Source organism: Paenibacillus albidus (genome assembly GCF_014644435.1).
GTDB classification, from domain to species: Bacteria; Bacillota; Bacilli; order Paenibacillales; family Paenibacillaceae; genus Paenibacillus_AQ; species Paenibacillus_AQ albidus.
In genome coordinates this window covers 62,467-88,714 of sequence record NZ_BMKR01000019.1, presented here as the reverse complement: position 1 = coordinate 88,714, position 26,248 = coordinate 62,467, and the positions used below count along the sequence as shown (strand labels likewise).

General features: G+C 50.4%; 22 protein-coding genes, 2 pseudogenes and 1 riboswitch. Of the genes and pseudogenes, 4 read left to right on the top strand and 20 right to left on the bottom strand.

Annotated features, from left to right (window positions below; translation table 11 throughout):
* Positions 1-496: 496 nt before the first annotated feature.
* The 10 genes and pseudogenes from metE to IEY53_RS20515 all read right to left on the bottom strand — a co-directional run.
* Positions 497-2,794 carry a 5-methyltetrahydropteroyltriglutamate--homocysteine S-methyltransferase gene (metE, locus tag IEY53_RS20560; protein WP_189028292.1) on the bottom strand — a complete coding sequence of 766 codons (2,298 nt, stop codon included), beginning with the start codon at positions 2,792-2,794 and terminating at the stop codon, positions 497-499.
* A 150-nt stretch (positions 2,795-2,944) separates the two neighbouring features.
* Positions 2,945-3,152, bottom strand: a riboswitch (cobalamin riboswitch).
* 101 nt (positions 3,153-3,253) lie between these two features.
* Complete coding sequence (locus IEY53_RS20555; RefSeq protein WP_189028290.1) at positions 3,254-4,114, bottom strand: undecaprenyl-diphosphate phosphatase; 861 nt, start codon at positions 4,112-4,114, stop codon at positions 3,254-3,256.
* A gap of 50 nt (positions 4,115-4,164) precedes the next feature.
* Positions 4,165-4,806, bottom strand: a complete 642-nt coding sequence (locus IEY53_RS20550) for a DedA family protein (RefSeq protein WP_189028288.1) — start codon at positions 4,804-4,806, stop codon at positions 4,165-4,167.
* 19 nt (positions 4,807-4,825) lie between these two features.
* Positions 4,826-6,775 carry an ABC transporter permease gene (locus tag IEY53_RS20545; RefSeq protein ID WP_189028286.1) on the bottom strand — a complete coding sequence of 650 codons (1,950 nt, stop codon included), beginning with the start codon at positions 6,773-6,775 and terminating at the stop codon, positions 4,826-4,828.
* Positions 6,750-7,520, bottom strand: a complete 771-nt coding sequence (locus IEY53_RS20540) for an ABC transporter ATP-binding protein (RefSeq protein ID WP_189028284.1) — start codon at positions 7,518-7,520, stop codon at positions 6,750-6,752. Before IEY53_RS20540 ends, IEY53_RS20545 begins: the two co-directional genes overlap by 26 nt.
* A gap of 85 nt (positions 7,521-7,605) precedes the next feature.
* Positions 7,606-8,625, bottom strand: a complete 1,020-nt coding sequence (locus IEY53_RS20535) for a sensor histidine kinase (protein WP_189028282.1) — start codon at positions 8,623-8,625, stop codon at positions 7,606-7,608.
* On the bottom strand, positions 8,622-9,323 hold the full coding sequence (locus IEY53_RS20530; protein ID WP_189028280.1) for a response regulator transcription factor: 702 nt from the start codon (positions 9,321-9,323) through the stop codon (positions 8,622-8,624). The genes IEY53_RS20535 and IEY53_RS20530 overlap by 4 nt, the downstream gene beginning before the upstream one ends.
* A gap of 703 nt (positions 9,324-10,026) precedes the next feature.
* Positions 10,027-10,176: pseudogene (locus IEY53_RS20525) on the bottom strand (TIGR00266 family protein); the annotation flags it as partial.
* Positions 10,177-10,284: 108 nt separating this feature from the next.
* On the bottom strand, positions 10,285-11,874 hold the full coding sequence (locus IEY53_RS20520; RefSeq protein WP_189028278.1) for an alkaline phosphatase family protein: 1,590 nt from the start codon (positions 11,872-11,874) through the stop codon (positions 10,285-10,287).
* Positions 11,875-11,878: 4 nt separating this feature from the next.
* A pseudogene (locus tag IEY53_RS20515) lies at positions 11,879-12,280 on the bottom strand (BadF/BadG/BcrA/BcrD ATPase family protein); the annotation flags it as partial.
* Positions 12,281-12,406: 126 nt separating this feature from the next.
* Between IEY53_RS20515 and cls the strand changes: the two are divergent.
* Positions 12,407-13,819: a cardiolipin synthase gene (cls, locus tag IEY53_RS20510; protein WP_189028276.1), complete on the top strand. Its 1,413-nt coding sequence runs from the start codon at positions 12,407-12,409 to the stop codon at positions 13,817-13,819.
* Here cls and IEY53_RS20505 read toward each other — a convergent pair.
* The 7 genes from IEY53_RS20505 to IEY53_RS20475 form a co-directional block, all read right to left on the bottom strand.
* Positions 13,719-14,225 (bottom strand): YhcN/YlaJ family sporulation lipoprotein, encoded by a 507-nt coding sequence (locus IEY53_RS20505; RefSeq protein WP_189028274.1) that lies wholly within the window; start codon positions 14,223-14,225, stop codon positions 13,719-13,721. The genes cls and IEY53_RS20505 overlap by 101 nt on opposite strands.
* Before the next feature lie 357 nt (positions 14,226-14,582).
* A complete protein-coding gene (locus IEY53_RS20500) occupies positions 14,583-15,371 on the bottom strand; it encodes a TIGR00266 family protein (RefSeq protein WP_189028272.1) in 789 nt (262 codons plus the stop codon).
* Positions 15,372-16,068: 697 nt separating this feature from the next.
* Positions 16,069-16,740 carry a YitT family protein gene (locus tag IEY53_RS20495; RefSeq protein WP_189028271.1) on the bottom strand — a complete coding sequence of 224 codons (672 nt, stop codon included), beginning with the start codon at positions 16,738-16,740 and terminating at the stop codon, positions 16,069-16,071.
* A gap of 310 nt (positions 16,741-17,050) precedes the next feature.
* A complete protein-coding gene (locus IEY53_RS20490; RefSeq protein WP_189028269.1) occupies positions 17,051-17,554 on the bottom strand; it encodes a Crp/Fnr family transcriptional regulator in 504 nt (167 codons plus the stop codon).
* Positions 17,555-17,722: 168 nt separating this feature from the next.
* Positions 17,723-19,669, bottom strand: coding sequence for a PTS fructose transporter subunit IIABC (locus IEY53_RS20485; protein WP_189028267.1), 1,947 nt, complete (start codon positions 19,667-19,669; stop codon positions 17,723-17,725).
* 50 nt (positions 19,670-19,719) lie between these two features.
* Positions 19,720-20,631, bottom strand: a complete 912-nt coding sequence (gene pfkB / locus IEY53_RS20480) for a 1-phosphofructokinase (protein ID WP_189028265.1) — start codon at positions 20,629-20,631, stop codon at positions 19,720-19,722.
* Between the two features lie 29 nt (positions 20,632-20,660).
* Complete coding sequence (locus tag IEY53_RS20475; RefSeq protein WP_189028263.1) at positions 20,661-21,425, bottom strand: DeoR/GlpR family DNA-binding transcription regulator; 765 nt, start codon at positions 21,423-21,425, stop codon at positions 20,661-20,663.
* A gap of 358 nt (positions 21,426-21,783) precedes the next feature.
* On the opposite strand from IEY53_RS20475, the gene IEY53_RS20470 reads away from it, so the two are divergent.
* Positions 21,784-22,026 (top strand): hypothetical protein, encoded by a 243-nt coding sequence (locus tag IEY53_RS20470; protein ID WP_189028360.1) that lies wholly within the window; start codon positions 21,784-21,786, stop codon positions 22,024-22,026.
* 11 nt (positions 22,027-22,037) lie between these two features.
* Here the strand turns inward: IEY53_RS20470 and IEY53_RS20465 are convergent, their stop codons facing one another.
* A complete protein-coding gene (locus IEY53_RS20465; protein ID WP_189028261.1) occupies positions 22,038-22,529 on the bottom strand; it encodes a general stress protein in 492 nt (163 codons plus the stop codon).
* Positions 22,530-22,733: 204 nt separating this feature from the next.
* Between IEY53_RS20465 and IEY53_RS20460 the strand changes: the two genes are divergently transcribed.
* Entirely contained in the window at positions 22,734-23,834 is a 1,101-nt protein-coding gene (locus IEY53_RS20460; RefSeq protein WP_229696259.1) for an AI-2E family transporter, read from the top strand.
* Between the two features lie 70 nt (positions 23,835-23,904).
* Here IEY53_RS20460 and IEY53_RS20455 read toward each other — a convergent pair whose 3' ends face one another.
* Both IEY53_RS20455 and ung read right to left on the bottom strand, forming a co-directional pair.
* Entirely contained in the window at positions 23,905-24,309 is a 405-nt protein-coding gene (locus IEY53_RS20455) for a hypothetical protein (RefSeq protein ID WP_189028259.1), read from the bottom strand.
* Between the two features lie 33 nt (positions 24,310-24,342).
* Positions 24,343-25,011, bottom strand: a complete 669-nt coding sequence (gene ung / locus IEY53_RS20450; RefSeq protein WP_189028257.1) for a uracil-DNA glycosylase — start codon at positions 25,009-25,011, stop codon at positions 24,343-24,345.
* Between the two features lie 284 nt (positions 25,012-25,295).
* Between ung and IEY53_RS20445 the strand changes: the two genes are divergently transcribed.
* The gene (locus IEY53_RS20445) at positions 25,296-26,207 is read left to right on the top strand and encodes a LacI family DNA-binding transcriptional regulator (RefSeq protein WP_189028255.1); all 912 of its coding nucleotides are present in this window, start codon (positions 25,296-25,298) and stop codon (positions 26,205-26,207) included.
* Positions 26,208-26,248 lie beyond the last annotated feature (41 nt).

Below are 26,248 nucleotides of genomic sequence, written 5' to 3'. Positions count from 1 at the left end.
CCAAAAATTTCCCCGATTGATACCTGATTAGATACCCGATTAGATATAGATAATCCTGTGAGTACCGGCGGTTGGTCACATTACACTCCTATGGGGCTGTAAAGCGTTGTCTGATGTATTTTGTACATTAGAATCGCTCCAGAATAGTTCAAAAGTTGATTCTGATGTATTTCATACACTAGAAATTTAGAAAACAGGCTTTTACAAGACCTTTCTGCGGTTCCTAATGCATCAAATGCACTCAATTTGATCATCGGCCCGTTATACAGACAACCTGATGTACAAAATGCAGTGAAGCGACTCCTTTAGGACTCCTTAATACTCCTTTAATACTTCACAAAAGCTCCATCCCTTAAACCCGATATTGCAAAGTGCAGCTCACTACCACCGGAAAGAAACTTCCAAAGCGCTGCTTTGTTGATCCAAAGGCAAAAGGGGTCCTGCAGCAACCTAATTATGCCGCCAAGAACCCCTTGTCTGCCTACCAATATTTGATCTAGCGGTTTAGAACTGCACTTTTCCCCCGTGCAATAGCAGCAGCTTCCACCATGTTGCGCAGTGCGTCTTCCGTCTCCTGCCAGCCGCGTGTCTTCAAGCCGCAATCCGGATTGATCCAGAACTGCTCAGGATCAAGCACCCGCAGTGCACGGTCGATATTCGCCGTCATTTCTTCAACCGCCGGAACACGCGGGCTATGGATATCGTATACGCCCAGACCTATACCTTTGTCATATTCCTGCTCTTCAAAGCTTACGATCAGCTCGCCATGGCTGCGGGATGTCTCGATGGAGATAACATCGGCATCCATCGCCGAGATCGAGTCAATCATGTCATTAAATTCGCTGTAGCACATGTGGGTGTGCACCTGGGTAGTATCCTTCACATGGTTCGTAGCAATACGGAATGATTTAACAGCCCAGTTCAGGTAATGCTCACGGTCCTCCGCTTTCAGCGGCAGCCCTTCCCGGATAGCGGGCTCATCGACTTGAATCATTTCAACGCCTGCACTTTCCAGTGCCAGTACTTCATGGCGCAGGGCTAGAGCAATCTGATTCGCCACTTCCTCACGGCTCAGATCGTCGCGTACAAATGACCAGTTCAGAATGGTCACCGGCCCGGTCAGCATGCCTTTTACCGGAAGTTTGGTCAGCGACTGTGCATATACGCTTTCTTTTACGGTCATCGGCTCTATAAATGCAACGTCAGCGTAGATGACCGGAGGTTTCACACAGCGGGACCCGTAGGACTGCACCCAGCCGCCCTGTGTAAATAAATATCCTGCCAACTTCTCCCCGAAGAATTCTACCATGTCGGTCCGCTCAAATTCTCCATGGACCAGCACATCCAGTCCCAGCTTTTCCTGAAGAGTGATCGCACTCTCGATCTGCTCACGGATGAATTGGTCATAACGTTCCTGATTCCAGACGCCCTTCCGCCATTTGAGCCGGGCCTGCCGCACTTCTACCGTCTGCGGGAAGCTGCCGATAGTGGTCGTCGGAAGCAAGGGAAGCTGCCATTTCTCTTGCTGAAGCTTCACGCGCTCGGCGAACGGCAAACTGCGGTGATCCGGCAGCTGTGCCAGTCCGCGGACCTGCTCCGCCACATCCTGACGCCCGCGTTCCGGCAGTGCGCGGAACGCTTCCAAAGCTTCACGGCTGGCCTGCAGCGCCGCAGCAGCTTCCTCGCTGCCTGCAAAGGCGGCACTGATCAGACTAAGCTCAGCCAGCTTCTCATCGGCAAAGGCCAGTGCATTCTTCACCGTCTTCTTCAGCTTGTTCTCCCCTGCTACACTCACCGGCACATGTAGCAGGCTGGATGAAGGCTGCAGGATCAGGTGGTCCGCCCCGGTGAGCGCGGCCAGCTTCCGGACCAGTTCCAGCTTGGTATCCAGGTCGGAGCGCCAGATGTTGCGGCCATCGATAATGCCGGCTCCCAGCCATTTGTCCGCAGGCCAGCCCAGGCGTTCAATGGACTCCAGGTTCGTGCCTCCATCATGGACGAAATCCAGACCCAATCCCTGTACTGGCAGGCTCAGCAGTGCTTCCAGCGGTTCAGCCGCTTCAAAATAAGTTTGCAGCAGAATATTCAGACCCGGTACTTCAGAGGCAATTGTCTGATAAATAGTGTCCAGCAGCTTCCATTCCTCTTCGGATGCCCCCGTTACAATGGCGGGTTCGTCTATCTGAACCCAGGCTACGCCTTCTGCTGCCAGCTCCTGCAGCAGCTGTACATAGACCGGAAGAAAACGGCCGGCAACCTCTGCTGTCTCGGATGCCGCAAAACCCTTGGAGAGCTTAAGGAAGGTGTACAGGCCGACAATTACCGGCTTGCCTTCGATCCCGGCGCGCTCTTTGGCAAAACGGTAAGCGGCCAGCGGCTTGTTCTCCGTAAGACGCGGCGTCTGACGGCCGATCTCGGGAACAATATAGTGATAGTTGGTATTGAACCATTTAGTCATTTCGCAAGCGGTCGCTCCCGCGTTGCCGCGCGCCATGGCGAAGTATAGATCAAGGCTGATCTCTCCGCCATCGTAATCGAAACGCGGAGGTACAATCCCGAACATCGCTGCCGTATCCAGAACATGATCGTAGAAGGTAAAGTCATTCACAGGTATTAGCTCGATTCCGGCAGCCTGCTGGGTCTGCAAATGCTGAAGCTGGATGTCGGCCATTTCAGAACGGAAGGTCTCCTGATCCATTTTGCCGGACCAGTAGGACTCCAGTGTTTTTTTCCACTCGCGGTTTTTGCCGATTCTCGGATACCCCAAATTACTTACTTTAACTTGATTCGCCATTTGGACAACTCCCCTTCGCTGATCTTATGATTGAAAATCTGGTTTTCTATGAACTAAAAAGGCGTCTTTCCCCAGGAAGGCATAGGGAAAGACGCCCATGATATACACAAATGGGTTACGCCTAACACCTCCCTATCTTCCGTAGGTGAAGCAGTGCTGTTGAAACAGGCAGGTCTCCTGGCTAGCGGCGTCAACATCCTTAGCGGTCTTCCCGGCTGCAGTACTCTGCCAGTGACCTGTGCTGCTAAAGACTCTTCCGATACAGTGGCGGGACCGCGTCGGCTTTGTACCGAACTTCCCTTTTAAGCCAAACGGAACTGCTGATTCTCCGCCCGGCACCTGTCTCCGAAATGAAATTATGGAATGCTTGCCCTTAATCTGATGCCATCATAACTTGAAGCCCCAGCAATCTGCAACAGATTAGTGGGGCTTCAGCTATATCAAATCCTTATAACGAACTTAGAAAAATACCAAATACACTACTCCTGCAAGTATTATCCGGTATATAGCAAACGGCAAAAGCTTGATCCGGTTAATGAGCTTCAGGAAGAATCGCATGGAAAGCAGTGCGAACAGAAACGCACTGATGAATCCGGCAATGAAGAAGGGCAGCGCATCCATAGTGAAATACTCCCAGTTCTTCACCAGTGAAATCAGACTCGCTCCGGCCATAATGGGCACCGCCATAATAAAGGTGAAATCGGCCGCAGCTCGGTGACTCATACCTAGCAGCACGCCCCCTGAGATCGTTGATCCCGAACGTGAGAACCCCGGCCACAGCGACAAGCACTGAATAAAGCCAACCGTCAGCGCCTGTCTGTATGTAATCTGATCAACGGATTCGACAACGGTCTTCTTTGGGGCAAAACGGTCCGCACAGATCATAAAGATTGCTCCGATAACCAAACCGATCAATACCGTCGAAGTTGAAAATAAATGCTCGTCGATGTAATCCTCGAATAACACGCCCAGCACACCCGCAGGAAGCAGTCCCACAATGACCTGTGCCAGCTTGAGCCGTCCTCCTGTCTCTTGCTGAGGCTGCCCCTCTGAGACCGGCTCCAGCTGCTTGCGGCTGAAACGCTTCAGACCGAGCAGATCAATGAATCGGTTCCTGAAGATAATGACAACCGCCAGGATCGATCCCAGCTGAATTACAACCTTGAATGTATTCGCGGTGTATTTTCCCAGAAACTCCTGGGATTTGAGCCACATATCATCGACAATAATCATATGTCCCGTGGAAGAGACCGGGGCAAATTCCGTCAGCCCCTCCACAATCCCCAGAATAATGGCTTTAATAATCGTCAGCAGTTCCATAGTTATCCCCCTTATATTTATCCCGAGCTATTCCATTAAGCCTCACCCGGTCAGCTGCGGGCCTTGACGGTTTGCTTGCCTGTTTTGCCTTGCTTGCGTTTGCGCAGGAACAGGTAGCCCAGCAGTACAACACCTGCCGCAAGCACCACGTACACTACATTGGAGTAGACATCCATATAGCTCGCGATATCTTCCCACGATTCGCCCAAAGCTGCTCCGATCAGCACAAGAAGCACATTCCAGGCGAGTGTCCCAATGGTTGTGAACAGCATGAACAGCCCGAATTTCATGCCTGACATTCCTGCCGGAATCGAAATCAGACTGCGGACCAGGGGGACCATCCGGCAGAACAATACCGTCCAGTAGCCGTATTTGTCAAACCAGGCATCCGCCTTGCGGATATCCTGCGGCTTGATGCGGATGAACCGGCCATAGCGTTCCACGATCCGCTCCAGCCGGCTGACATCCAGCATGCGGCCAATGGCGTAGAGCACTACCGCACCCAGCAGCGATCCGGCTGTAGAGGCCAGAATAACTCCCGGTATAGTCAGCCCGGAGGTCGTTGTCATAAAACCTCCAAAGGGGAGAATAACCTCCGACGGGATCGGGGGGAAAATATTCTCAAGAGCCAGCATCAGAAAGATGCCCAGGTATCCAAACTGCTCCATAAAATCCGTAATCCAAGCTTTCATTCCTATCCCTCCGCTTTTCTTATATGAGATTCTTTTTCAGGTTGCGCAGATAGCGGCTGCGAATCATGAAGAAATACAGTCCCTGGGCGGCCAGATAGCAGATCAGTACAGCCCCCGTCTCTGTAAAGATAGATAGGTAAAACAGCCGCTGAAGCGCAATAAAAGCGAATAAACTATGCAGGACGGCAAGCCCGATGGGCACAAAAAACAGCAGCGACAATTGAATGGTAACAATGCGGTCCAGTTCCTTGTCGGTCAGTCCCATTTTGGACAGCGTGGAGTATTGAAGCCGGTCGTGATCCAGCTCCGTATAGAGCCGGTAGTACAGGAAACTCCCTGCAGCTATGAAAAAGACCGTACCCACAAGAAGCGAAGCAAACAGCATCGTGCTGTACAACGTCCGCTGAATCTCAAATAGGGTACCGCTGACCACAACTGCATAGTCGGCTTTACTTTCATAGGCACGTTTGCCATTCTCGGCAAGTCCTGCCGCGATGCCCACCGTCTCCGGAAAGTCCTTGATATAGAATCCGGTATAGTGATCGGTCTGCACCGGGTCAATCGACTGAAATAACGCATCACTGACGACGACACCGCTGAAGTCGCCCCCATCCCGGCCATCCAGCTCCGGCAGCAGATATTCGGCAATCGGCACATGCCGGGTGTAGCCAATCTCCTGAATCGGCAACCCCTGGCTAAGTGTATAAACAACCTTCTTCCGCTCTGCCGTCAAGCTGCGGTCCCGTTGAGAGCCGATCATCACCAGGCCTTCATTGCCCTTAAGGGTTTGTTCATCGGTACTGAAACCCGCCTTGTCCAGCGCCAGCCTGTAGTCGGAATAAGCAATGAGCGGCAGGCGCAACGTCCGGTCCGGCCCGGTCTGAGACGCTACCGAGGCAAATTTGACCGGAATGCGCAGCAGCTCATAAGAAAGATCCAGTGCTTCCAGCTCCTCCCGGATGCCTTGCAGATTCGCTTCCGAGGCCTCAGTTGCCGCATTGCCTTTCTCCACATAACCGACGGCTGCGGGATAATCAAGGTTCAGCTCCCGGGACAACGTATGAATCGAGGCGAACACGCCAACGGAGGTAAAGGATACCGCCGAAACAATAGTGACCATAAACAGCATACGCCCGTTGTCCCTCCAGCGGTAGGACAGACCGGAGAGTGTGATGATATTGGTCCGGTGCCAATACAGATTCCGCACCGAGCGCAGCAGCTTGACTATAGCTACGCTCAACTGGGTATATAGCAGATAGGTCCCCAGCACCGTAATTGCCACCACCGGGAACATAATTCTCTGTACGGAAGCCGCCGTTGCGGTTGCCGCCAAATAATACCCGCTTAACAGCAGCACTAATGACAGCAGCGACAGCGGCAAAGATACCTTTGGTTCTTCCTCCTCCTTGCGCTGCCCCTGAAACAGCTGCATCAGCGAATCGTTCCCTGCAAACAGAAAGGTACAGAGGGAAATCAGCAGGAACAGCAGGACGAAGCTGCAAATAGTCAGCACGGGAGCTTGCCAGGAAAGGTAGAAGGCCAGGGAAGGAAGCCCCAGGAAACTGGCTCCAATCATCAGGAACAGCTTGCCCAGCAAGAGTCCAAGCCCGGTGCCGGTCAGGATGGCAACGGTGCCGATGATCATATTCTCCAGGAATATCATCGTATGGAGCTGCCGTTTCGTCATGCCGTGCATGAGCAGGATGCCGAACTCTTTTTTGCGGGATTGCAGAAAGGAACCAACCGAGACAAACATAAACAGCGAGCAAAAGGCATAAATAATTGCCTCCGCTGCCATCATCGTATCCGCAGCCGTGTCATAGATGAGCGCTCCCGAGATTTGCGGATGATAAATGAACAAAGCACACAGAAAAAAAACCATGACCGAAAAGGCGCTGCTGACAAAATAGGCGGCATATTTACGCTTGCTGCGTGCCACATTCCTAAATGCGATTTGCCGAAACGTCATGGCTTGCTCCCCCCAGCAGCGACAGCATGTCGATAATCCCCTGGAAAAAGGTTCCTCTGCTGCTGCCCCGGTACATCTCACTGAAGAAGCGCCCGTCTTTGATAAAAATCACCCGGTGGCAAAAGCTGGCGGCTACCGCGTCGTGCGTCACCATGAGCACCGTTGCGCCTTCCGCTTTATTCACCTCGGCCAGCATGTCCATCACCTCACCGGAGGACTTGGAGTCCAGGCTGCCTGTCGGTTCATCCGCCAGGATCAGCGCCGGCCGGTGAATCATCGCTCTGGCGATGGCAACCCGCTGCATCTGACCGCCGGAAATCTCGTAGGTGCGCTTATGCAGCAAATGCCCAATACTCAGCTGGCCGGCCACTTCCTCAAGCCTCCGCAGCACTTCAGGCACCCGCATCCCGGCCAGGGTAAGCGGCAGCACAACATTCTCCTCCACGGTCAAGGTGTCCAGCAGATTGAAATGCTGAAAAACAAAACCCAGCTCGTGGCGGCGGAACAGCGCTTTGTCCTGGCGGGCCAGGGTATTGGGGTCTTTTTCGTTAATCATAATTTGACCTGAGGTAGGCTCGTCGATAGCGGCAATCAAGTTCAGCAATGTCGTCTTTCCGCTCCCGGAAGGGCCCATAATGCCGACGAACTCCCCTTTCTCCACCGCAAAGCGGATATGGTTCAGCGCATGAGTGGAGACCTTACCCTCATATATTTTGGATAAATTATGGACATCTAATAGGGGCAAGCGGTACCGCTCCTTCTCTTTGCCGGATTGAGTTCATTATACAAACTGTAAACACAGGCTGCTATTTCTGAAACTTACAATCACCTTACACATTTGTAAGGCGGGAAGGGTTGACTGGGGCATTATTTTCCTGAAAAAGAATCCGTACAGCTGTACCCTCACCTTCACGGGACGAGATCACCACCTCATGGCCGAGTTTGCCGCAGATCTGCTTGACCAAATAGAGCCCCATTCCTGTAGACTCCTGAAAGCTGCGGCCGTTCACACCGGTGAAGTATGGATCGAATACACGCGGCAAATCCCCCGAAGGAATTCCTACGCCTTCATCCCGAATTTCGAGCACAGCTCCGCCCCCCTCCCGCACATACCCATGAAAATGAATATGCCGGCCCTCCTGTACCGTGTACCTCACTGCATTGGTGATGAGCTGGGTCAGCACAAAAGAAAGCCATTTGTCGTCGGAGGTGATCGCAATCCGCTGTTCCATGACAATGGAAGGGTAAACTCGCTTACGGATGAAAAGCCGTTTCTGCTCTGAGGTGACTGCCCGGACAACTTTCTCCAAATCCAGCTGTTCGACGTAGAAATCATGTTCAAACGTATCAAGACGTGCGGAATAGAGGACGGTATCCAGACCCTTTCGCAGCCGGTCCAGCTCATCTCCGATCGCCGTGAAGGGCGGCCCATCCTTGTCCTGAATGATGAGATGGATCACAGACAGCGGAGTCTTCATCGCATGCACCCATTGGTTGATGAAATGGATATGTTCGGTCAGCTTATGGCGGTAGCTGTGCAGATCGTTCTGGTAGAGCCGGGATTGCTGGCCCAGCAGACGGCGGAGACTTGCGGCCAGGGGAGAATCCTGAGCAGGCCCGCCGGCCTCGTCCAGTGAAGCAGGAAGCGTCTCAAGCCGCTCATAAAAAGACCGGTTGGAGAAGTAACGGAAGGCGAGGTAGCCAAGCAGCAGGCAAGTGCTGAGCAGGGCCGCATAGATGCTGACGTTCAGCCCGCTGCCGCCGTCGAGCCTGTAGACAAGTGTAATCAGGAGGAGCTGGGCGAGGTAGACAATCATGACAGGGAACTGCTCGCGGACAAATAACCTCACCCTTCATCCCCCCAATCCGGAGTTAGCCGGTAGCCCTGCCCGCGTACTGTCTGAAGACCTTCAGTGATCCCCAGTGCGCCGAGCTTTTTACGAACCCTGGTAACATAGACGTTCAGCGTATTCTCATCCACAAAGGCCTGGTCATCCCATATTTTCTCCAGCAGCCGGTCCCGGCTGACAAGGATGCCAGCCTTTTTCATCAGCTCGTCCAGAATTTTAGCTTCAGTATGGCTCAGATCAATTTTGGCACTCCCGCGCAACAGCATCAGCCGTTCAACGTCAAGCGTTACACCCGCCACCGTAAGGCTTCTGTCATTGCTGCTGCCCGCATAGGTGCCGTAGGCGCGGCGCAGATGGCTTTTGATTTTGGCCATGGCGATTTCATAATCAAAAGGCTTCGTAATATAATCGTCCGCCCCATTGTCCAGGGCCATCACCTGCTCCATCTTGCCGTCCCGGGCGGAGATAAACAGGATCGGACATGTGGATATTCCGCGGATTTGGCGGCACCAGTAATACCCGTCGTATTTGGGCAGGTTCACATCCAGGAGCACCAGATGCGGCTCAAAGGTTTCGAACTCGGTGCGGACCCGCTCGAAATCCTGTACCGCCCGGGTCTCATAACCGAATTTATGTAAATAATCCTGCAGCAGGGACACCAGTCCGCTGTCATCTTCGATAATGAATATTTTGAACATATTAGGCCTCCGGTCATTGCCTTCTCAGAGTATAGGCTTTGCCAAATAATATATACAGCACAGGCCCGGATAGTCAAATTTCCACATGACACGGCTTAAAAGGTGGAAATAGATGGCTCATTCGAAAGCTGCCTCCCGGGAGGCACGCTGTAAGCCTAGGGCGGAGATCGCTAGAGTGCACTTTATACATCAGGATGGGCAAAAGTAGGCTCATTTTAGGGTTTCAGTGTATTTGGTGCAGCAGGAACCGCAGCATTCGCCGAAAAGTGCCTTATGGCTATCCTTTGAATGTACAAAATACATCAGTATGGATGTTTGAGCCTCGTTTAAACCATTCTGAGGTACTATTTACATTAGAACTGCTCGAAGGCTGGTGACGAACGCTAATCTTTATCAAGCAGCCTTAAGGAATCCCTTATTTTTAATCTGATGTTGGACTTGCGCTCGTGTGGACGCTCCGCGAACAGACCGTTGTTCCAATCGCTGTGGTTTCCAGATTTTTTTTATTCACCTTTGCGGTAAAAATCCGGCAAGGTGAAGGCTGACGCTTTTCCGCCGGTCGTTCCGTCCTCTCCGCTGTTTGAGCATACAAAACGCAGAGCAGCGATTCTCCAGTAAACGGGAGAATCGCTGCTCTGCTGTCATACATAGATCATTCTACTTATAGGACAATTCGTTCGTCTTTCTTCACCATGCCTGCTCGCTATCTGCCGTCCAGCAGATTGCCCAGCCCGCCCAGAATGCTGCCTTCTTCCTTACGTCCTGAGCCCCGGGCTGCGGAAAGAATCCGGTCGGCCATGCGGCTGAACGGCAGGGACTGCACCCAAACCGTGCCGGGGCCGCGCAGGGTAGCATCTGGGTAACCAGACAGGAATCCATGCGGATGTGCCTGGATCGTATCCACTACGGCTAGTGCCATCAGTGGAGGGCCGCACGTTCCCATGGGCCATCTATGTTGAATTTATCCATTCACCAATTTAAGTATCCAGTCTTTGATATCAACCATTCGCAGTGTTTTGGGCCGGGTATTCGTTCCGGATACGATTAATGGAACAACGGAATCCAATTCATGCAGCGAACCATGGGCACCTCCACCGATGTGAGTAGGGGAACTTTCACCGACGATTTCATATCCGGGATTCACTGTAACGATAACGTATCGGCCCTCATGAGAATGCATGGCCCCATATAATCTCGCGAGTACGTCAGGATACTTTCCATAACTGATCCGGTTGTTTGTTATCGAAATATCCGCGATCTTAGGGTCACCCGATAATGTCCACGACTGCCCATATTCATCCACGTATTTCCCTCCGGGACGATAAGAAAACATTTTATCACTCTTCCCTGCAGTAACATGAATGTTTTTATCGTCTTTCATAGCGATGATGTCGAGCTTGTCCTCGTTTTTCAAAAGCTTCACCATATCAGATAACTCCAACTTGGAATCTATCGCATAGACATAGGCCATCCGTTCGTTAGCAGAAATCACGATTTGGTCCTCTTCGGGCCTTACGGGTTCATTTAATTTTGCTATGCGGTACCGGTCCAGAAGCGGCCTTAAATCAACAATGGATATGTCACGATCATCGTATACATAGCTTTGCGCACTGTCACCCATGACGATCCATGTCGCTTTTTTCAAAGCTTGCTCCCATGAACCGTAAGCGTTCAGCACGTCTTGCAATGCTTGATCGGCTTTCTCGATTCCCTCCAGCTCGGAAGGGCCCTTTCTATGAAGGGTATTATCATTTTCCGGAAAGTAAGCAATGGTAACATTCGGAAGTTTATGTTGTTTAATAAGAAATGCGATCTCTTTCGCCGAAAATTCGTCATTCATTCCGAATTTATTCCAGGCCCGAGTATTTCGTTCATTCTTAGGGTCTTGTCGCGAAAGCGCCGCATAGGATAACCATTTCGGTCCCGTTACTTTGAGTTGTTCCGGCAGACGCGTGCTGTACGCGATCCATTGCGGCACAGTTAAGGTATGCTCCGTTTTTCCTCTGAAAATCACGGCATTGATCGATGCAGAGTCTTTCCCTTTATCAGCTAACTCTTCATGTATCGTTTTCGTTTTTTTATTCAATTGAACTTGATTTAAATGATAAACGGCATCCATAAAGACCTGCAGTTGGTCGATCTTAAACGATTCCTTGGCACCATTGCCGTAGAAAATCATGCGGTTTTCTTTACTGTCGTACCAAACGAGTCCAGGCACATGGTGCCGATCCGCATACGTTCCTGTCAATAAAGAGCTGTCAATTGTCACGGACATCGTGGGAAACGAACTAACGACCCTCGGAAAATATTGCCCGTTCTTAAGCAGATACTGCATTGCGGGTGCGCGGCCTTCTTGAATCGCTTTTTGCAGAGACTTATCCATTAAAGAATCAATCATGATCAATACCACAGGTTTGGCGGTTTGATTCACCTTAATATTTGACTTGGCGTTCAGTTGATTAGTCCGTTCGTCGGTTTCAGCCCTGCAGCCGGTAACAAGTAAACACAGACTTAACGCTATAATAATTGCCATTTTTCCTCTTGCAATCATAGGAATCCCCCTTTTTAGCTTTATCCTTTTTGGCATCCTGTCCGCCGAGTTCAATGACGCTCCTCACGTCGGGATGAAGATGCTCGACAGCCATCGTAACGGTATTCACTTCCTGAACGAACTTCGCTCCGATATGCGGGGCTACCGGTCCGATGCCGGAGCCAGTCATAAACACGCGAATGTTTTCCTGCTTAACATCCTGAAATTCGTTTCCGATCGTAAGCAAGAATTCCAGTACGTTCTCCGCCTGTTTGGTGTGGTGACGCTGATAATCCGACCACAATATTTCATTGGTTGACGGATCTACAACGGTTGCTTTAGCGGTTGTTGACCCGACGTCAATGCCGATGATTAACGTGTCTGATCGATGCGTTTTGTTTCCCACCCATCCTACTCCTTTATCCATAAAATCATAATTAGTATTCTGTAGATAAATTGGTCACTCTATACAAAGAACATTTAATGGCGTATATATACCAGCTATATTGAAGAAGCTCGACCGGGCATCTTGTGAGGAGGTGAGACTGAACCATTGCTTTGGATCATATTGGTTCTCTTGTTATTTATCGTCCAAATTGCATCCATAATCATCATTGAATATCGCCGATCGAACAAAGCGATTGCATGGCTTATCATTTTGTTCATCTTTCCGCTGCTTGGTTTCCTCTTCTATTATTTTGTAGCGAAGGAATACTCATGCTACCGTACGCTTCGCCGAAAGAAAAACAAGCACTGGGAACAACTCAAGGCAGGCCTCATTGCCCGGAGCAAACAGCGAACGAAAGATATGCACGAGACAGCTTTTTGGCGAGAGAACAACATGCATGCATCGCTCAAAAACATACCGTCCGTACCCATTACCGCTTGCAATGAAACGACGGTCTATACCGAAGGAAAACAGGCCTTTGAGGCGATGTTGGAATCGATTGCCGGGGCCGAGCACCATATCCATATCGAATTCTACATTATCCGCGACGACCGTATCGGTACCCGATTTGAGCGGTTGTTGATCCGGAAAGCACAGGAAGGGGTAAAGGTGCGGTTTTTATATGACGGCTTCGGCAGCCGTCGATTGGGAAAAGCCTATTTGAAACGGCTGCAGGATGCCGGCGTGGAAACGGGGTGTTTTTTTCCTCCGCTGACGACCTTCTTCGATAAACGGCTCAATTACCGTAATCATCGTAAAATCGTGGTTGTGGACGGAAAAATCGGTTTTTTCGGAGGTTTGAATATAGGGGATGAATACATGGGGAAGGCTCCGAAATTCGGCTACTGGCGGGACACTCATTTCAGCCTTAAAGGTGATGCGGTGCTGTGGATCCAATATACTTTTTTGATCGATTGGTACCTGGTGAAAGAACAAATCATTACCGATTCCGCCTATTACCCCGTTCAGGAAAGTCAAGGGAGGGAATGGGTGCAAATCGTAAAAAGCGGTCCGGACGAGACGATCCTGGAGCTTATTTTCTCCTTAATCGTTTCAGCAAAGAAGCGGATCTATATTGAGACGCCTTATTTCGTTCCCGATCCCGGTGTCTTATTGGCCCTGAAAACAGCCGTTATCAGCGGAATCGATGTTCGCATCATCATACCGTCCGTTCCCGATAAAAAGCTTGTTTATTATGCTTCTTTGTCTTATGTCAAGGAATTGCTACAGGCTGGCGTACGGTTTTATTGCTATCAAAAAGGGTTCATCCATGCAAAAGTGATCATTTCCGATGACTTGGCTTGCTCAGGCAGCTCAAATATGGATATGCGCAGCTTTTGCGGGCAATTTGAACTCAATGCAGTCTTTTTTGACGGGAAGGTCGTTAAACGCCTGGTGCAAGATTTTTATCGGGATCTTAGTGTAAGCAATGAAATGCTGCTGTCGGAATTCGAAAAAAGGTCCACAATGCAAAAGATGAAAGAGGTTTTTGCCCGGTTACTATCTCCGATGTTCTAGCGATATTTCTAACCAATCCGGCACAATATCCATTGATACGATCTACAAATTGAGGATTCGTGGATACATAGACGTTCTGGATATTGGAATCCGCCGCTCTAACTTGAACTTGCTTCGCGATTTGATCTCCAATATCGCGTGTTAGCTTTTTTTGGTCATCATCAAGGGCTGCTGCAATATAAGCATTACGTCGCGTAACAAGCACATTGGCCTGCCGGACGCCTTTTAATTTTTTAATATTTTCTGCAGCCCGATCGGCTACTTCGACACGATCCTCAGCCGTTTTTAATCCGTCGCTGTTGCCATTGCGAGTTCCGTCTGCAGCAGGAAATGCATCATTCCAACAAAATACATCATTATGGATGTTTGAGCCTCGTTTAAAACCATTCTGAGGTAGTATATACATTAGAATAGATCGAAAGCTGGTGACGAACGCTAATCTATATCAAGCAGCCTTCAGGAATCCCTTATTTTTATTCTGATGCTGTACTAGCGCTCGTGTGGACGCTCCGCGAACGGACCGTTGTTCCAATCCCTGTGGCCGTAAGAATTTTTTATTCACCTTTGCGGTAAAAATCCGGATACCAAGGCGAACGTTGGCTTTTCCGCGGGTCGTTCCGTCCTCTCCGCTGTTTGAGCATACAAAATGCAGAGCAGCGATTCCCAGTAAACGAGAATCGCTGCTCTGCTGTCACACATAGATCATTCTACTTATGGGACAATCCGTTCGTCTGTTTACAGCCTTCTTCGCCATGCCTGCTACCTATCTGCCGTCCAGCAGATTGCCCAATCCGCCCAGAATGCTGCCTTCTTCCTTGCGTCCCGAGCCCCGGGCTGCGGAAAGAATCCGGTCGGCCATGCGGCTGAACGGCAGGGACTGCACCCAGACCGTGCCGGGGCCGCGCAGGGTTGCGAAGAACAGTCCTTCGCCGCCAAACAGCATCGATTTCACACCTTTAACCATCTCAATGTCATAATCTACGGAAGAGGTCATGGCGACCAGACAGCCCGTGTCCAGCTTGATAGTCTCTCCCGGCTGCAGCACCCGTTCCAGCACATAGCCGCCGGAGTGAACGAAGGACAGGCCATCACCCTCCATTTTTTGCATAATAAAACCTTCACCGCCAAAGAATCCGGCCCCCAGCTTCCGCTGGAACTCAATGCCGATCGACACCCCTTTGGCCGCGCAAAGAAAAGAGTCCTTCTGGCAAATAATTTTGCCTCCGTATTGCTTCAGATCCAGCGGAATGATTTTTCCGGGATACGGGGCTGCAAAAGTGACGCTCTTCCGTCCATAGGCACCACTGTGGGTGAATACGGTCATGAACAGACTTTCACCGGTCAGCAGCCGTTTGCCTGCCCCCATCAATTTGCCCATGAGTCCGCTCCTGCTTCCGCTGGCGTCTCCAAAAATGGTCTCCATCGTAATCTCGGGGTCCATCATCATAAAGCTCCCCGCCTCGGCAAGTACGCTCTCTCCGGGGTCCAGCTGCACCTCCACACACTGAATTTCCTCTCCCCTAATGACATAATCAATTTCATGAGCATTCATCAACAGTTCCTCCTCGGGTGTATGTATGTCAAATGATATACGTCTGCTGGTGAAGCCTAGTTTCAGCAAGATTCCATCTAACCGCAAGCTTGCGATAACCGCGGAACAAAATCACCCTACAGCGTGAATACCAACTCGGAGCTTACGAGGCCCGGATTGTTGTTCAATAGGCAAGATTATCATCATTTGGCTTTGCTTAGAGCTCACATTGTTGTACAACGTGCACAACTCTTGCCCATATATAGCGTGGTTAGGACATGCATTGTTGACCGTGCGATTTGCGTGGGTCCCTCTGCGGACATGATGAGGTCCCTTCACGATATATCCACGGCTGATGCGGACAGGAAATCCCTTATTGGGGAGAATTCGTCTATTCAGCAGGATAAACGGACAGAGATTCCGCTAATTGTCCTATCTCCCTTCAATCTAGGCTTAATCGAACGATATAACGGCTCCTGAGTCCGAATCCCCCAGGAAAGCAGACTTTTCCGTAAAATAAGGTTTTCTCTGTCCGCTTCACTCCCGCTGATGGAGCCCAATCCCCCTGCACTGCTATATCATCTGAAGCTTCCAAGATATCCACATTTTTGGGCATTGCATCATTTCCTAAACAACAAAAAAGGCCAACCAGAATGTTCTGGCTGACCTAGATGTCGGTAACTGTTCCCGAACAGGCCGTTCAGCGGTTCCGCCCTGTTCACATCACTGTACTGTCATGCGGTTTGCCGAGTGAAGTCTGAATCTTGGGTGCCTTCACCAGCTTCGGCTTGCCCAGCGAGGTCGTAAACGTAATTACATAACCTGCTACTACCACTGCCATGACTGTATATAGTGTTTCCTTGACCGGCATATAGAAAAGTGACAATGCCAGGACGACCACATCCATCAGGATGAAGACCGTACCTACCTTAATGCCTTTCCACTCGCTAATCAGCAGCGACAAGATATCATCACCACCGCTGGCCCCGCCGCCACGCATAACCATTCCCGCTCCCAATCCTGTCAATACGCCGGACAAAAGTGCCGCGAGCGGCAAATTATCCTGCAAGTCAATGACCCATCCGGAGTAACGCTCCATCAGTCCATAGAAAAGAGTAAAAGCACCTACAGAAATACATGTATTAACTACAAATGCTTTACCTTTGAACAGGATGGCAATGATCAGTACGGGAATATCCAATAGTAAAATAGATAATGAAGGTGAAATTCCCAATACGTATTTGCCGAGCAGCGATAATCCTACGAACCCGCCCTCGGTCAAATGGTTCTGATAGTTAATGTGATAATAAGCAAAAGCCAACAGCAATGTTCCGGACAAAATAACGGCCAATCGGAGCGGCAATCTCATGCCACTGTCTTGTTTCTTCATACCCTGGTCTCCCCTTAATCGTAAATGGCGGCTTGACGTTCTCTACGCCTCTACGATAGGTGAAACCGAAGGTGCTAATCCTTCGCATACAATACTCCTTCCCTTTCGCAGAGGCGGTCTCGTCAGTTAACGTACACACCTTCTACAGGGAAGCTAAGTATAAGACAGATCATAACGTTTCCAAATCGTCCTTTGGGGAATCGTCCTTCGGGGACACATGGTATCCTGATCCTTTCTCTAATTTGATATGTTCTGATAACATTATACCACGCAGATTGCCTTCTCTAAACAGTTTTCCATTAAAAACCTGCTAATGCCCCGGATGGCGCAATAAGCGGTTAACCGTCTCACGCCTCACACCGATCAATTGGCCGATTTCTTCCTGTGTCAAAAAGTCAGTCAGCGCCGCGCCGTGTGCGTAGTCATTCAGCCAGCGGGTCAGCAGTTCCAGCCGCTCCCCGGGTGAACCGACGGTTAGGTGATCCAGCCGTGTCTGCATAAAGCGTACCTTCTCCTGAAGCAGCAGCGCAATCTCCAGCGCCTTGCCAGGTTCTTCGTGCAGCTCCCGGTACCATTCCACCGCCGGAATAGGCTCTACTTCACTTCTCATCAGCGCAACTGCCGTTCCATGCGCCTCCTTTGGCGAAATTAGGGAATGATGGGGAACCGTCTCTCCGGGATACAGGATATTGAACAATACCATGTTCCCGTTCGCATGAAGCCTTGTCACCTTGAACAGCCCGCTTTTCACCTTGTATAGATTCTGGCAGCTGTCCCCTTGACGGAACAAGACTTCCCCCTTGTGCAGTATCATCTCGCCCTCTCCTTTACTTTCTGCTATATATATATTTATGATTATACAGAAATAAGACCGGAATTTGGAGGGTAATCAAGAATTATATAACCCTTTGAATCTAAAAAGCTGCCAGGGAGACAGACGTCAGGTCGATCTCCCGGCAGCTTGGGGCTGTATCAAATGTTATTAAGTTCTGGCAATCGGCTTCTTCCATAACCCGAAGATGAGCCCGGAAATCACAGAACCAATCAGTACGGACAATAGGAACAATACGGCATTGCTGGACAGGAAGGCCACGAAAATGCCGCCATGCGGAGCAGGAACGTTGATGCTCCACAGTTGGGTCAGACCGCCTGCTACAGCGGAGCCCAGGATACACGAGGTCAACACCCGCAGCGGGTCGGCCGCCGCAAAAGGAATAGCCCCTTCGGTAATGAACGACAGTCCCAGCACATAGTTGGTGATGCCGGATTTACGTTCCGTTTCCGAGAATTTGTTCTTGAAGAACGTGGTTGCGAGTGCAATGGCCAGTGGAGGAACCATCCCGCCCGCCATGACCGCCGCCATCATAAAGCCGTTCGTATTGCCGCTGGAGGTAAAGACACCGATGGCAAAGGTATAGGCAGCTTTATTAAAGGGACCGCCCATATCGATGGCCATCATACCGCCAAGCACCAGACCCAGAAGCACCTTGTTGCCCGTACCCAGGTTGTTCAGACCGGTAATCAGACCTTCATTGATCGAGCTGAATATCGGATCAAACAGGTAGAACATAATTCCGCCCGTAATCAGCAGCCCGAATACCGGATACAGCAAGATCGGCTTCAGCCCGTCCAGAGTTTTGGGCAGTCCTGCGAACACTTTACGCAGCAGAATAATGACGTAACCGGCAAGGAAACCGGCAGCCAGACCGCCGAGGAAGCCGGCATTGGAATTCAGAGCCATGTAGCCCCCGACCATACCCGGCATCAGGGCCGGACGGTCGCCGATACTCAGCGCGATGAACCCGGCCAGAATCGGAATCAGGAAATGGAAGGCTCCGTCTCCGCCGCCTATGGTCTGAAGAAGTTTCACCAGCGGGTTATCTACGCCCACCATCTGTTCGAGGAGGAACGAGAAGGCCAGCAGAATCCCGCCGCCGACGACGAATGGCAGCATATGCGAGATGCCGTTCATCAGATCCTTATAGATCTTGCCTCCAATGGTGCCGGATTTGGCGGCAGGAGCGTCATCGCCGCCGCTGCGGCCTTCACTGCGGTAGATAGGCGCATCGCCATTCGCCGCTTTGCGGATCAGCTCTTCAGACTTGCGGATACCGTCGCTAACCGGTCTTTGCAATACAGGTTTGCCATCGAAACGGGCCATCTCCACATTTTTGTCCGCCGCGACAATGACACCGCTGGCCCGGCGGATCTCTTCGGAGGTCAGCACATTTTGCGCACCTTCCGAACCGTTCGTCTCCACACGGATATTGATGCCCATTTCCAGGGCCTTTTTCTTGAGTGCATCTTCCGCCATAAAGGTATGGGCAATTCCGGTCGGGCAAGCCGTAACCGCAACGACAAAGGCCTCGGAATCCGGATTGCCGACAATGACGGCTGCCGGCTTCCGCAGGGCTGCAGCTTCGCCGGCTTTGTTCGCCTGGGCTTCTGCTTCCGCAGCCGCCTTGGCTTCCTCTTCCGCCTGCTTGGCATCAAAGAGTGCCGATACTTCATCAGGTGTCCGCGTATCCATCAGCTGCTGGATGAACTCACTGTCGATCAGCAGTCTGGACAGGGAGGCCAAAGTACGGAGATGCACATTGCCCGCCCCCTCCGGAGCAGCGATCATGAAGAATAGCCGTGCCGGCTCCTCATCAAGCGAAGCAAAATCAACGCCCGCACTGCTCTTGGCGAACACAACCGTCGCTTCGTTCACGGCTTTGGTCTTGGCATGCGGCATCGCAATCCCGCCGCCAATGCCGGTGCTGGACTGGGCCTCCCGGGCCAGAATCGCTTCCTTAAAGAGGCTTGGATCATTAATCCGCCCGCTTGCTGCAAGGCTTGCGATCAATTCATCAATCACAGCTTCCTTAGTAGTAGATTGCAGGTCCAGGATCATTGTATCTTTAATCATCAGATCCGTAATTTTCATTGTTGTCAACTCCTAGAGTTCTTTAAAATGCTAAAATGCGGTTACCTTGCCTACACTTTCGAGACCACAACCCCAGACCGAAGCCGCTCGATGTGCTCCCGGGATGCCAGGTCATCGGAGAAGGCGGTTGCGCTCCCCGAAGCTACACCTGCGCGGAAAGCTTCCAGCAGATCTCCGGTTAAAGAGAACGTGCCTACAAATCCGGCGATCATTGAATCACCCGCACCTACCGAGTTCTTCACGATTCCTGCCGGTGCTTTGGCATGATAGACACCTTGCTCGGAGATGAACAAAGCACCTTCACCAGCCATGGAGACCAGCACATGCTGCGCTCCTTCTTCCAGGAGCCTGCGTCCGTAGACGATAATCTCATCTCTTGAGGTAATCGTTACACCGAACAATTCTGCAAGCTCATGGTGATTCGGCTTAATCAACAGAGGCCTGCTCACCAGTGCCTGTCTCAGGGCTTGCCCTGTCGTATCAATGACGAATTCAGCACCCCGCCGCTTGCAGACCGCAATCAGGCGGTCATAGAAATCTGCGCCAAGCGAAGGAGGAACACTCCCGGACAAGACAACGATATCCGAGGCCTGCAGCGCATCAAGCTTATGCAGCAGGGCCTCCGCTTCCGCAGCACGGATAGCCGGGCCTGTACCATTGATCTCCGTCTCTTCCTTTGCTTTGAGCTTGATATTAATGCGGGTGTCATCAGCAACAGCTACGAAATCGCTGGAAATGCCCTCCTGATGAAGCCATTCCTCAATGTAACGGCCGGTGAAGCCGCCCAGAAAACCCAGTGCCTTATTCTCCACCTCAAGCTGATTCAGCACCCGGGAAACGTTAATTCCCTTGCCGCCGGGGAGCTTCAGATCGCGCTCCATGCGGTTCAAGCCGCCCAGTATAAGTTGATCAACCTCCACAATGTAATCAATGGAAGGATTAAGCGTTACTGTATAAATCATAGTTACACCCTCAATTTGTTATGTTTTGTTCACACTAAAGTGAAGTTAATGTCCATATCTGTCAGCCGCCCGATAAAGCCGTCCGGGGCCCCGGAATCGATGATGCAGTGATCCATTTCCGTAAGGTCGGCTACTTTGCAAAAGGATACCTGGCCGATCTTGCTATGGTCCGTAAGCAGGATGGACTGCTTGGCAACAGCAATCATCTTGCGTTTAGTTGCGGCTTCCAGCATATTCGGTGTGGTGATTCCTTCCCGCAAGTCAAGTCCGTTCGTACCCAGAAACGCCTTATCCACCCTCACCATTTCCAGCGAACGTTCAGTCATCGGTCCCACAAAAGCCATAGTATCCGGCCTCAGCATTCCCCCGGTAATTGAAACTTCAATCGTGCGGCAATCCTTCAATTCATTCAGAGCCATAATGGAGTTCGTGATGACCTTGATATTGGAGAAGGACCTAAGCTCCCTCGCTATATGCAAAGTCGTCGTTCCTCCATCCAGCAGGATGGCATCGCCTTCCTGGATCATTTCCACCGCCTTGCGTGCTATCCGCTGCTTCTCTTCAAGGAAGCGGTCTTCCTTGTCCTGAAATTCCGCCTCAAAGTTCACACTCTGCAAAGACACCGCTCCGCCATGTGTACGCTTCAAAAGCTTGGCCTCTTCAAGCTCTTTCAAATCCCGGCGAACCGTCGATTCGGATACGCCCATTTCCTGGCTAAGCTCCTGAACCGATCCCCTTGTATGCATCTCGACATAGTGAACAATCCGGCGCTTTCGCTCCTCTTCAAAGAGCATGTTGCCACTCTCCCTTTATGTTCCAGCGTAACTCTCCGCGCTCAACTATATATCCCTTCGATGAGTATTTATGACCATTTCACCATATATTTTGAATTTTAATGATCATTTATGCTCATTTATGATTTTAACAGCGTTTTCATTCCCTGTAAAGCGCATTTATCAAATCAAATCCATCTTTCTTTTTTGGTCGAAGCAACCTCCCTGCTCAACGATTATATTTTCTATAATTCTTTATTCCTATTCGTTATTATGGCTTGTTTGCCAAGACAGAGAAATTACGTCTCAAATGCCTATTCAACCCCATGACCTCCAACATAGTTTATATTACATACCGGAAAAAGCAGGTGATCAGCAGATGGGCGATAATCCAAATCAAAGCAACACACTGGAGATTGAAGAGCTAAGTGCCGAAGACCTGGCCATTATTGCCTCCGGCCTGGCTGCTTTAGGTGAATTTTTTGCGTTTCTGTCCTTGATTAAAGCCAGGGAGGTGACGAGAGAAACCGGAGGTGTGAACGAGATTATCCCGACTTTGCTTATTCAATCCAGAAAAAAAGCGCTCAAACGGAAATCCCGTTCAGCGCGTTCCAGACCTTGATATATTCGTTTCTAATCCATTTCTGAAGATCTAAGCGGAATGGCATGATGTGCTTTAAACAGATCCTCCACCTGCCGGCTGTTCTCCCCGTTGAGTTTGACGATTACGATTATATGTTCCTGCTCGGCATGCTGAGCATAGGCTATGGCATCCGCTTTTGGAATACCGATTCCGATCAGACTGACGGCCAAGCCATCGATCTGCGGTTCCTCTCCCAGACCGGCGCCTGCCAGTTTTGGTGCGGCTGGACCGGCTGCTACAGCCGAGTCGGGCATCATTGCAAGTCCCACAGCAAGCCCCTTGGCGGTACCGAATAATCCCCCGTTCCCAACCCCGGCTTTTGCCTGGCCAATCCCTGTGTCTTTGCCAATCCGCTCGACGACGGCCTTCTGTTTGGTTACGACCGATATATCCTTCGCCTTGATTCCGATTTCCTGCACTGCGTTGATAGACAGGGAAGCATCACTTGGATGCCCGAAAATCCCCACGACAAGTCTGGTCATCATGCATCCCTCCCGATAAAGCGGTATTAACCGCCTATGCCACCTCTTAAACCGTGACTGCACGCATTCATATCCATTCTGTGAATCAAGACTTGCGAATTAGGTTATAAAGATAGAACCGGGTTTAGTATATTAGTAGAGCCTCCAAATGGTGCAGTACATACGCCGGAAAATAAACATTATAGAAATTAGGGGGTGCTGCATTTGCTGCAACACAGGTATTTCCGGACATGCCTTGGCATTATTGCTTTTTTGCTGATCTTGTATCTGGGTTCCAAAGTGATGTTCCTCTTCAGGCCGCTGGGCGCCATTATAAATCTGCTGCTGGTTCCGATGATGCTCTCGGGGTTCATGTATTATCTGCTGCGGCCGCTCGTCAGTTTCCTGGAGAAAAAAAGGCTGAACCGCATGTTTTCCATCCTGCTGATTTATCTTGTCTTCGCCGGGCTGTTTGTGCTTTTTTGGATCCTGGTCTGGCCGACGCTTCAGGAACAAATCCAGAACTTTATCGACAGCACGCCTTATCTGGTCCAGGGAATTCAGGAGCAGTTCAATCAATTGCGCAGCAAACCGCTGTTCTCACGTATATTCCAGGGTGAATCCGATATCTTTGCCAGGTTCTCCGGCTATTTGAACGACGCCATTTCCTGGGTAACGGATTCCATGTCCAATTTCATCAGTATTGTCTCCAGCATCGTTATCGTGATCGCCACCCTGCCGATCCTTCTGTATTACATGCTGAAGGATGGCCACAAGCTGACCCCTATTCTTATGGGACTGGTTCCAAAGAAATACCGCAAGGAAGGACAGGAAATCCTCAAGGAAATTGACAGTGCACTCAGCAGCTTCATTGTTACACGTGTTCTGCTCAATGTTGTCCTGGGTGTCATGCTGTATATCGGCTTTCTTATTATCGGTATGCCGTATGCCCTGATGCTGGCTGTGATTTCAGTTCCGCTGAATTTTATTCCCTATGTAGGTTCGCTGCTCGCCGCCATTCCTGTCCTTATCGTGGGCTTCATCGAATCGCCATCCATGGCCCTCTGGGCACTCGTCATTATTATCATCGCCCAGCAGATTCAGGATAATCTGCTCTCGCCGATCATTTACGGCAAATCACTTGATGTCCATCCCTTAACTACTGTGGTTCTCGTGCTGATCGGCGGAGATTTCTATGGTATTATCGGCGTGCTTATCGCCCTTCCGGTCTATATGATCGCCAAAATTATCTTCCTGCACATTTATGAGATCATTGTCGCGGAGCGGGTCGAAGATCCGCCGCCAGATCCTGTGGAGCCTTTATAGAGACGGGAATCCAAACAAAGGCAAGCCTCCGGGTAATCGAAGGCTTGCCTTTTGACTTGTGAATATGCGCTTATCCCCGCAAGGACCGCACTACAAATAGATGAGTACCCTTCATCAGACTCTGACCATCCTGAAGCGTAACTGAACCTTTTGTATGGGATATGATCGATGTATTAAAGGCAATCAGCTTGTCCCCTCTCCAGACAGTTACTGCCGATTTGAAATAGACGGCGGTATCAAACTGCTGCCGCTCTCTCATGACGTATCCGACGGAATGGAGCACCGGAGGCAAGGCCCGCTCTTTGGGTGCCAAAGCCTTGATGTACATAATATCACGAAAAGGCACGGCAATTTCCTGATGGCCGATAACCGCCACAGAGGCCGCAGGGTCCCATTTGCGCAGAATTCCCTTCATGATGGTGTAGGGCTCTTCGCCGCAATACATAATAACCGGTCTGCCCACCCAATGTTTCATTGCGCCAACCCCTTCGCTGTCGTCCAAAGCTACCTATAAGTTCGGAATGGACCAATCTATACCTTCCAGATGATGTGATTCCAAATACTGATTAGCCCGGGAAAAAGGGCGGCTGCCCAAAAAGCCGCGGTGTGCCGAAAACGGGCTGGGGTGCGGGGACTGAATGACCAGATGGCGGCTTTTATCGATAAAAGCCCCTTTTTGCTGCGCATGGCTTCCCCATAAAATAAAGACCAGCGGCACAGTCCGTTCATTCAGTTTCTCCATAATCGCATCCGTAAACCTCTCCCAGCCCAGCCCTTTATGCGAATTGGGCTGTCCTTCACGTACGGTCAGCACCGCATTCAGCATCAGTACACCCTGTTCGGCCCAGTGCAGCAGCGAACCATGATTCGGAATCGCAGCCCCTGTATCCTCCTTCAGCTCCGCATAAATATTGCGCAGGGATGGCGGAATCCGTACACCTGGCTTCACAGAGAAGCTGAGTCCATGCGCCTGTCCCGCTCCATGATAAGGATCTTGTCCCAGGATGACAACCCTGGTCTGCTGATAAGGGGTCAGCTTCAGCGCAGAGAACAATAAATCTTTTGGCGGATAGACCGTATGTTCCTTGTATTCCCGTGCCAGCGCATACCGCAGCTCTTGAAAATACGGTTTGTTCGTTTCTTCTTCCAGTACCTCGTCCCAATCATTTCCAAACATCCGGTTCTCCTCCTGCCGCTTGCCATAGTATTCATTCTTTATCTGTTATTAACCACAATTTTGATCCATTTGATGACTCTGCACCAAACTCGGATTTGGCTGCCACATTCTCTGAGTCTATCATTAATTCAGCCTATTATTCATAGAAACCCGCTTTTAATATACTAAATCTTGGTGCCCTCTCCGTCAACAGACGAGCAAAGGTGCAATACGATGGATTGACTCTTCGCTGATCCCAATGTTAATATTTAGAAATATTATACAAGGTAAGGAGCCAGGCAGCCTTGAAAAAGACTACAATGAAAGACATCGCGCTTAGGGCCAACGTCTCTGTGGCGACGGTAAGCTATGTTCTGAACCGCGTTGGTAACCAGACCATTCCGGAGAAGACACGCAATCAGATTATGCAGCTTGCCGAAGAGCTTCATTACATTCCGAATCTGGCGGCCCGCTCGCTGGCGAACAGACGCACGGGATTGGTTGGCGTATTGGTCAATACATCTGTCAATATGCCTTACTGGAAGCTCCATTCGCAGTTTTCGTTTATCCGGTCTTTGGAACAGCGGCTGACAGCGGCCGGCTATCATACGCTGCTATACTCACTGGATGCAGAGAAACCTTCCCTGGATATCATCATTGAACGAAAACTGGAAGCCGTATTCCTAATCGATGTCCGGGATGAATCCTTCTATTCCATATCCCAACACTTTGTGGAAGGTATACCACTGATTCTGATTGACAGCCTGATTGAGGATAAGCTGTTCAAGCAGGTTCTGTTCAACTACCGCTCCGCTCTAGGCAAGATTATGCCTGAGGATCCTTCGAAGGTCTGCTTAATTATGGAGAGCTACAACAATTCTCTGCTTGCCCGCTACATCAGGGATAGCCTTCCGCTGCCGGACGACGCGGTGTTTATGGTTCAGAATCAGGAGGAACTGGATAATATCCTGCAGGGTCAACAATTTCAAGAAGCTATCATCATCAATGAGTTTATGGGTAGTTACGCCCAGAAAGCCGGGAGCTTTGAACGTCTCTATGTTGTCTGTACCTGCAATTGTCCACAAATACTGGGTGAACAGGTACAAAAGGTTACCTTTAGCGGAGATAAAACAGCGGCTGCCTTTGAGCTAATGACAGATTTACTGAACCGCTCCAACTACGCTGAACAAGAAAATAACCGTATTTTTGTAGAATAATTTTTTTTAGCTGTTCACTTAAACGCTTAAGTTGAGAGGAG

Bases quoted from the DNA above. Each gene is read 5' to 3' on its own strand.
- IEY53_RS20455 (WP_189028259.1), bottom strand. From the start codon at position 24,309: ATGAAACATTGGGTGGGCAGACCGGTTATTATGTATTGCGGCGAAGAG.
- IEY53_RS20490 (WP_189028269.1), bottom strand. From the start codon at position 17,554: ATGATACTGCACAAGGGGGAAGTCTTGTTCCGTCAAGGGGACAGCTGC.
- ung (WP_189028257.1), bottom strand. From the start codon at position 25,011: ATGTTTGGAAATGATTGGGACGAGGTACTGGAAGAAGAAACGAACAAA.
- IEY53_RS20500 (WP_189028272.1), bottom strand. From the start codon at position 15,371: ATGAATGCTCATGAAATTGATTATGTCATTAGGGGAGAGGAAATTCAG.
- IEY53_RS20470 (WP_189028360.1), top strand. From the start codon at position 21,784: ATGGGCGATAATCCAAATCAAAGCAACACACTGGAGATTGAAGAGCTA.
- IEY53_RS20545 (WP_189028286.1), bottom strand. From the start codon at position 6,775: ATGACGTTTCGGCAAATCGCATTTAGGAATGTGGCACGCAGCAAGCGT.
- IEY53_RS20505 (WP_189028274.1), bottom strand. From the start codon at position 14,225: ATGTATATACTACCTCAGAATGGTTTTAAACGAGGCTCAAACATCCAT.
- IEY53_RS20520 (WP_189028278.1), bottom strand. From the start codon at position 11,874: ATGATTGCAAGAGGAAAAATGGCAATTATTATAGCGTTAAGTCTGTGT.
- IEY53_RS20475 (WP_189028263.1), bottom strand. From the start codon at position 21,425: ATGCTCTTTGAAGAGGAGCGAAAGCGCCGGATTGTTCACTATGTCGAG.
- IEY53_RS20550 (WP_189028288.1), bottom strand. From the start codon at position 4,806: ATGAAAGCTTGGATTACGGATTTTATGGAGCAGTTTGGATACCTGGGC.
- metE (WP_189028292.1), bottom strand. From the start codon at position 2,794: ATGGCGAATCAAGTTAAAGTAAGTAATTTGGGGTATCCGAGAATCGGC.
- IEY53_RS20555 (WP_189028290.1), bottom strand. From the start codon at position 4,114: ATGGAACTGCTGACGATTATTAAAGCCATTATTCTGGGGATTGTGGAG.
- IEY53_RS20530 (WP_189028280.1), bottom strand. From the start codon at position 9,323: ATGTTCAAAATATTCATTATCGAAGATGACAGCGGACTGGTGTCCCTG.
- pfkB (WP_189028265.1), bottom strand. From the start codon at position 20,631: ATGATTTATACAGTAACGCTTAATCCTTCCATTGATTACATTGTGGAG.
- IEY53_RS20485 (WP_189028267.1), bottom strand. From the start codon at position 19,669: ATGAAAATTACGGATCTGATGATTAAAGATACAATGATCCTGGACCTG.
- IEY53_RS20495 (WP_189028271.1), bottom strand. From the start codon at position 16,740: ATGAAGAAACAAGACAGTGGCATGAGATTGCCGCTCCGATTGGCCGTT.
- IEY53_RS20465 (WP_189028261.1), bottom strand. From the start codon at position 22,529: ATGACCAGACTTGTCGTGGGGATTTTCGGGCATCCAAGTGATGCTTCC.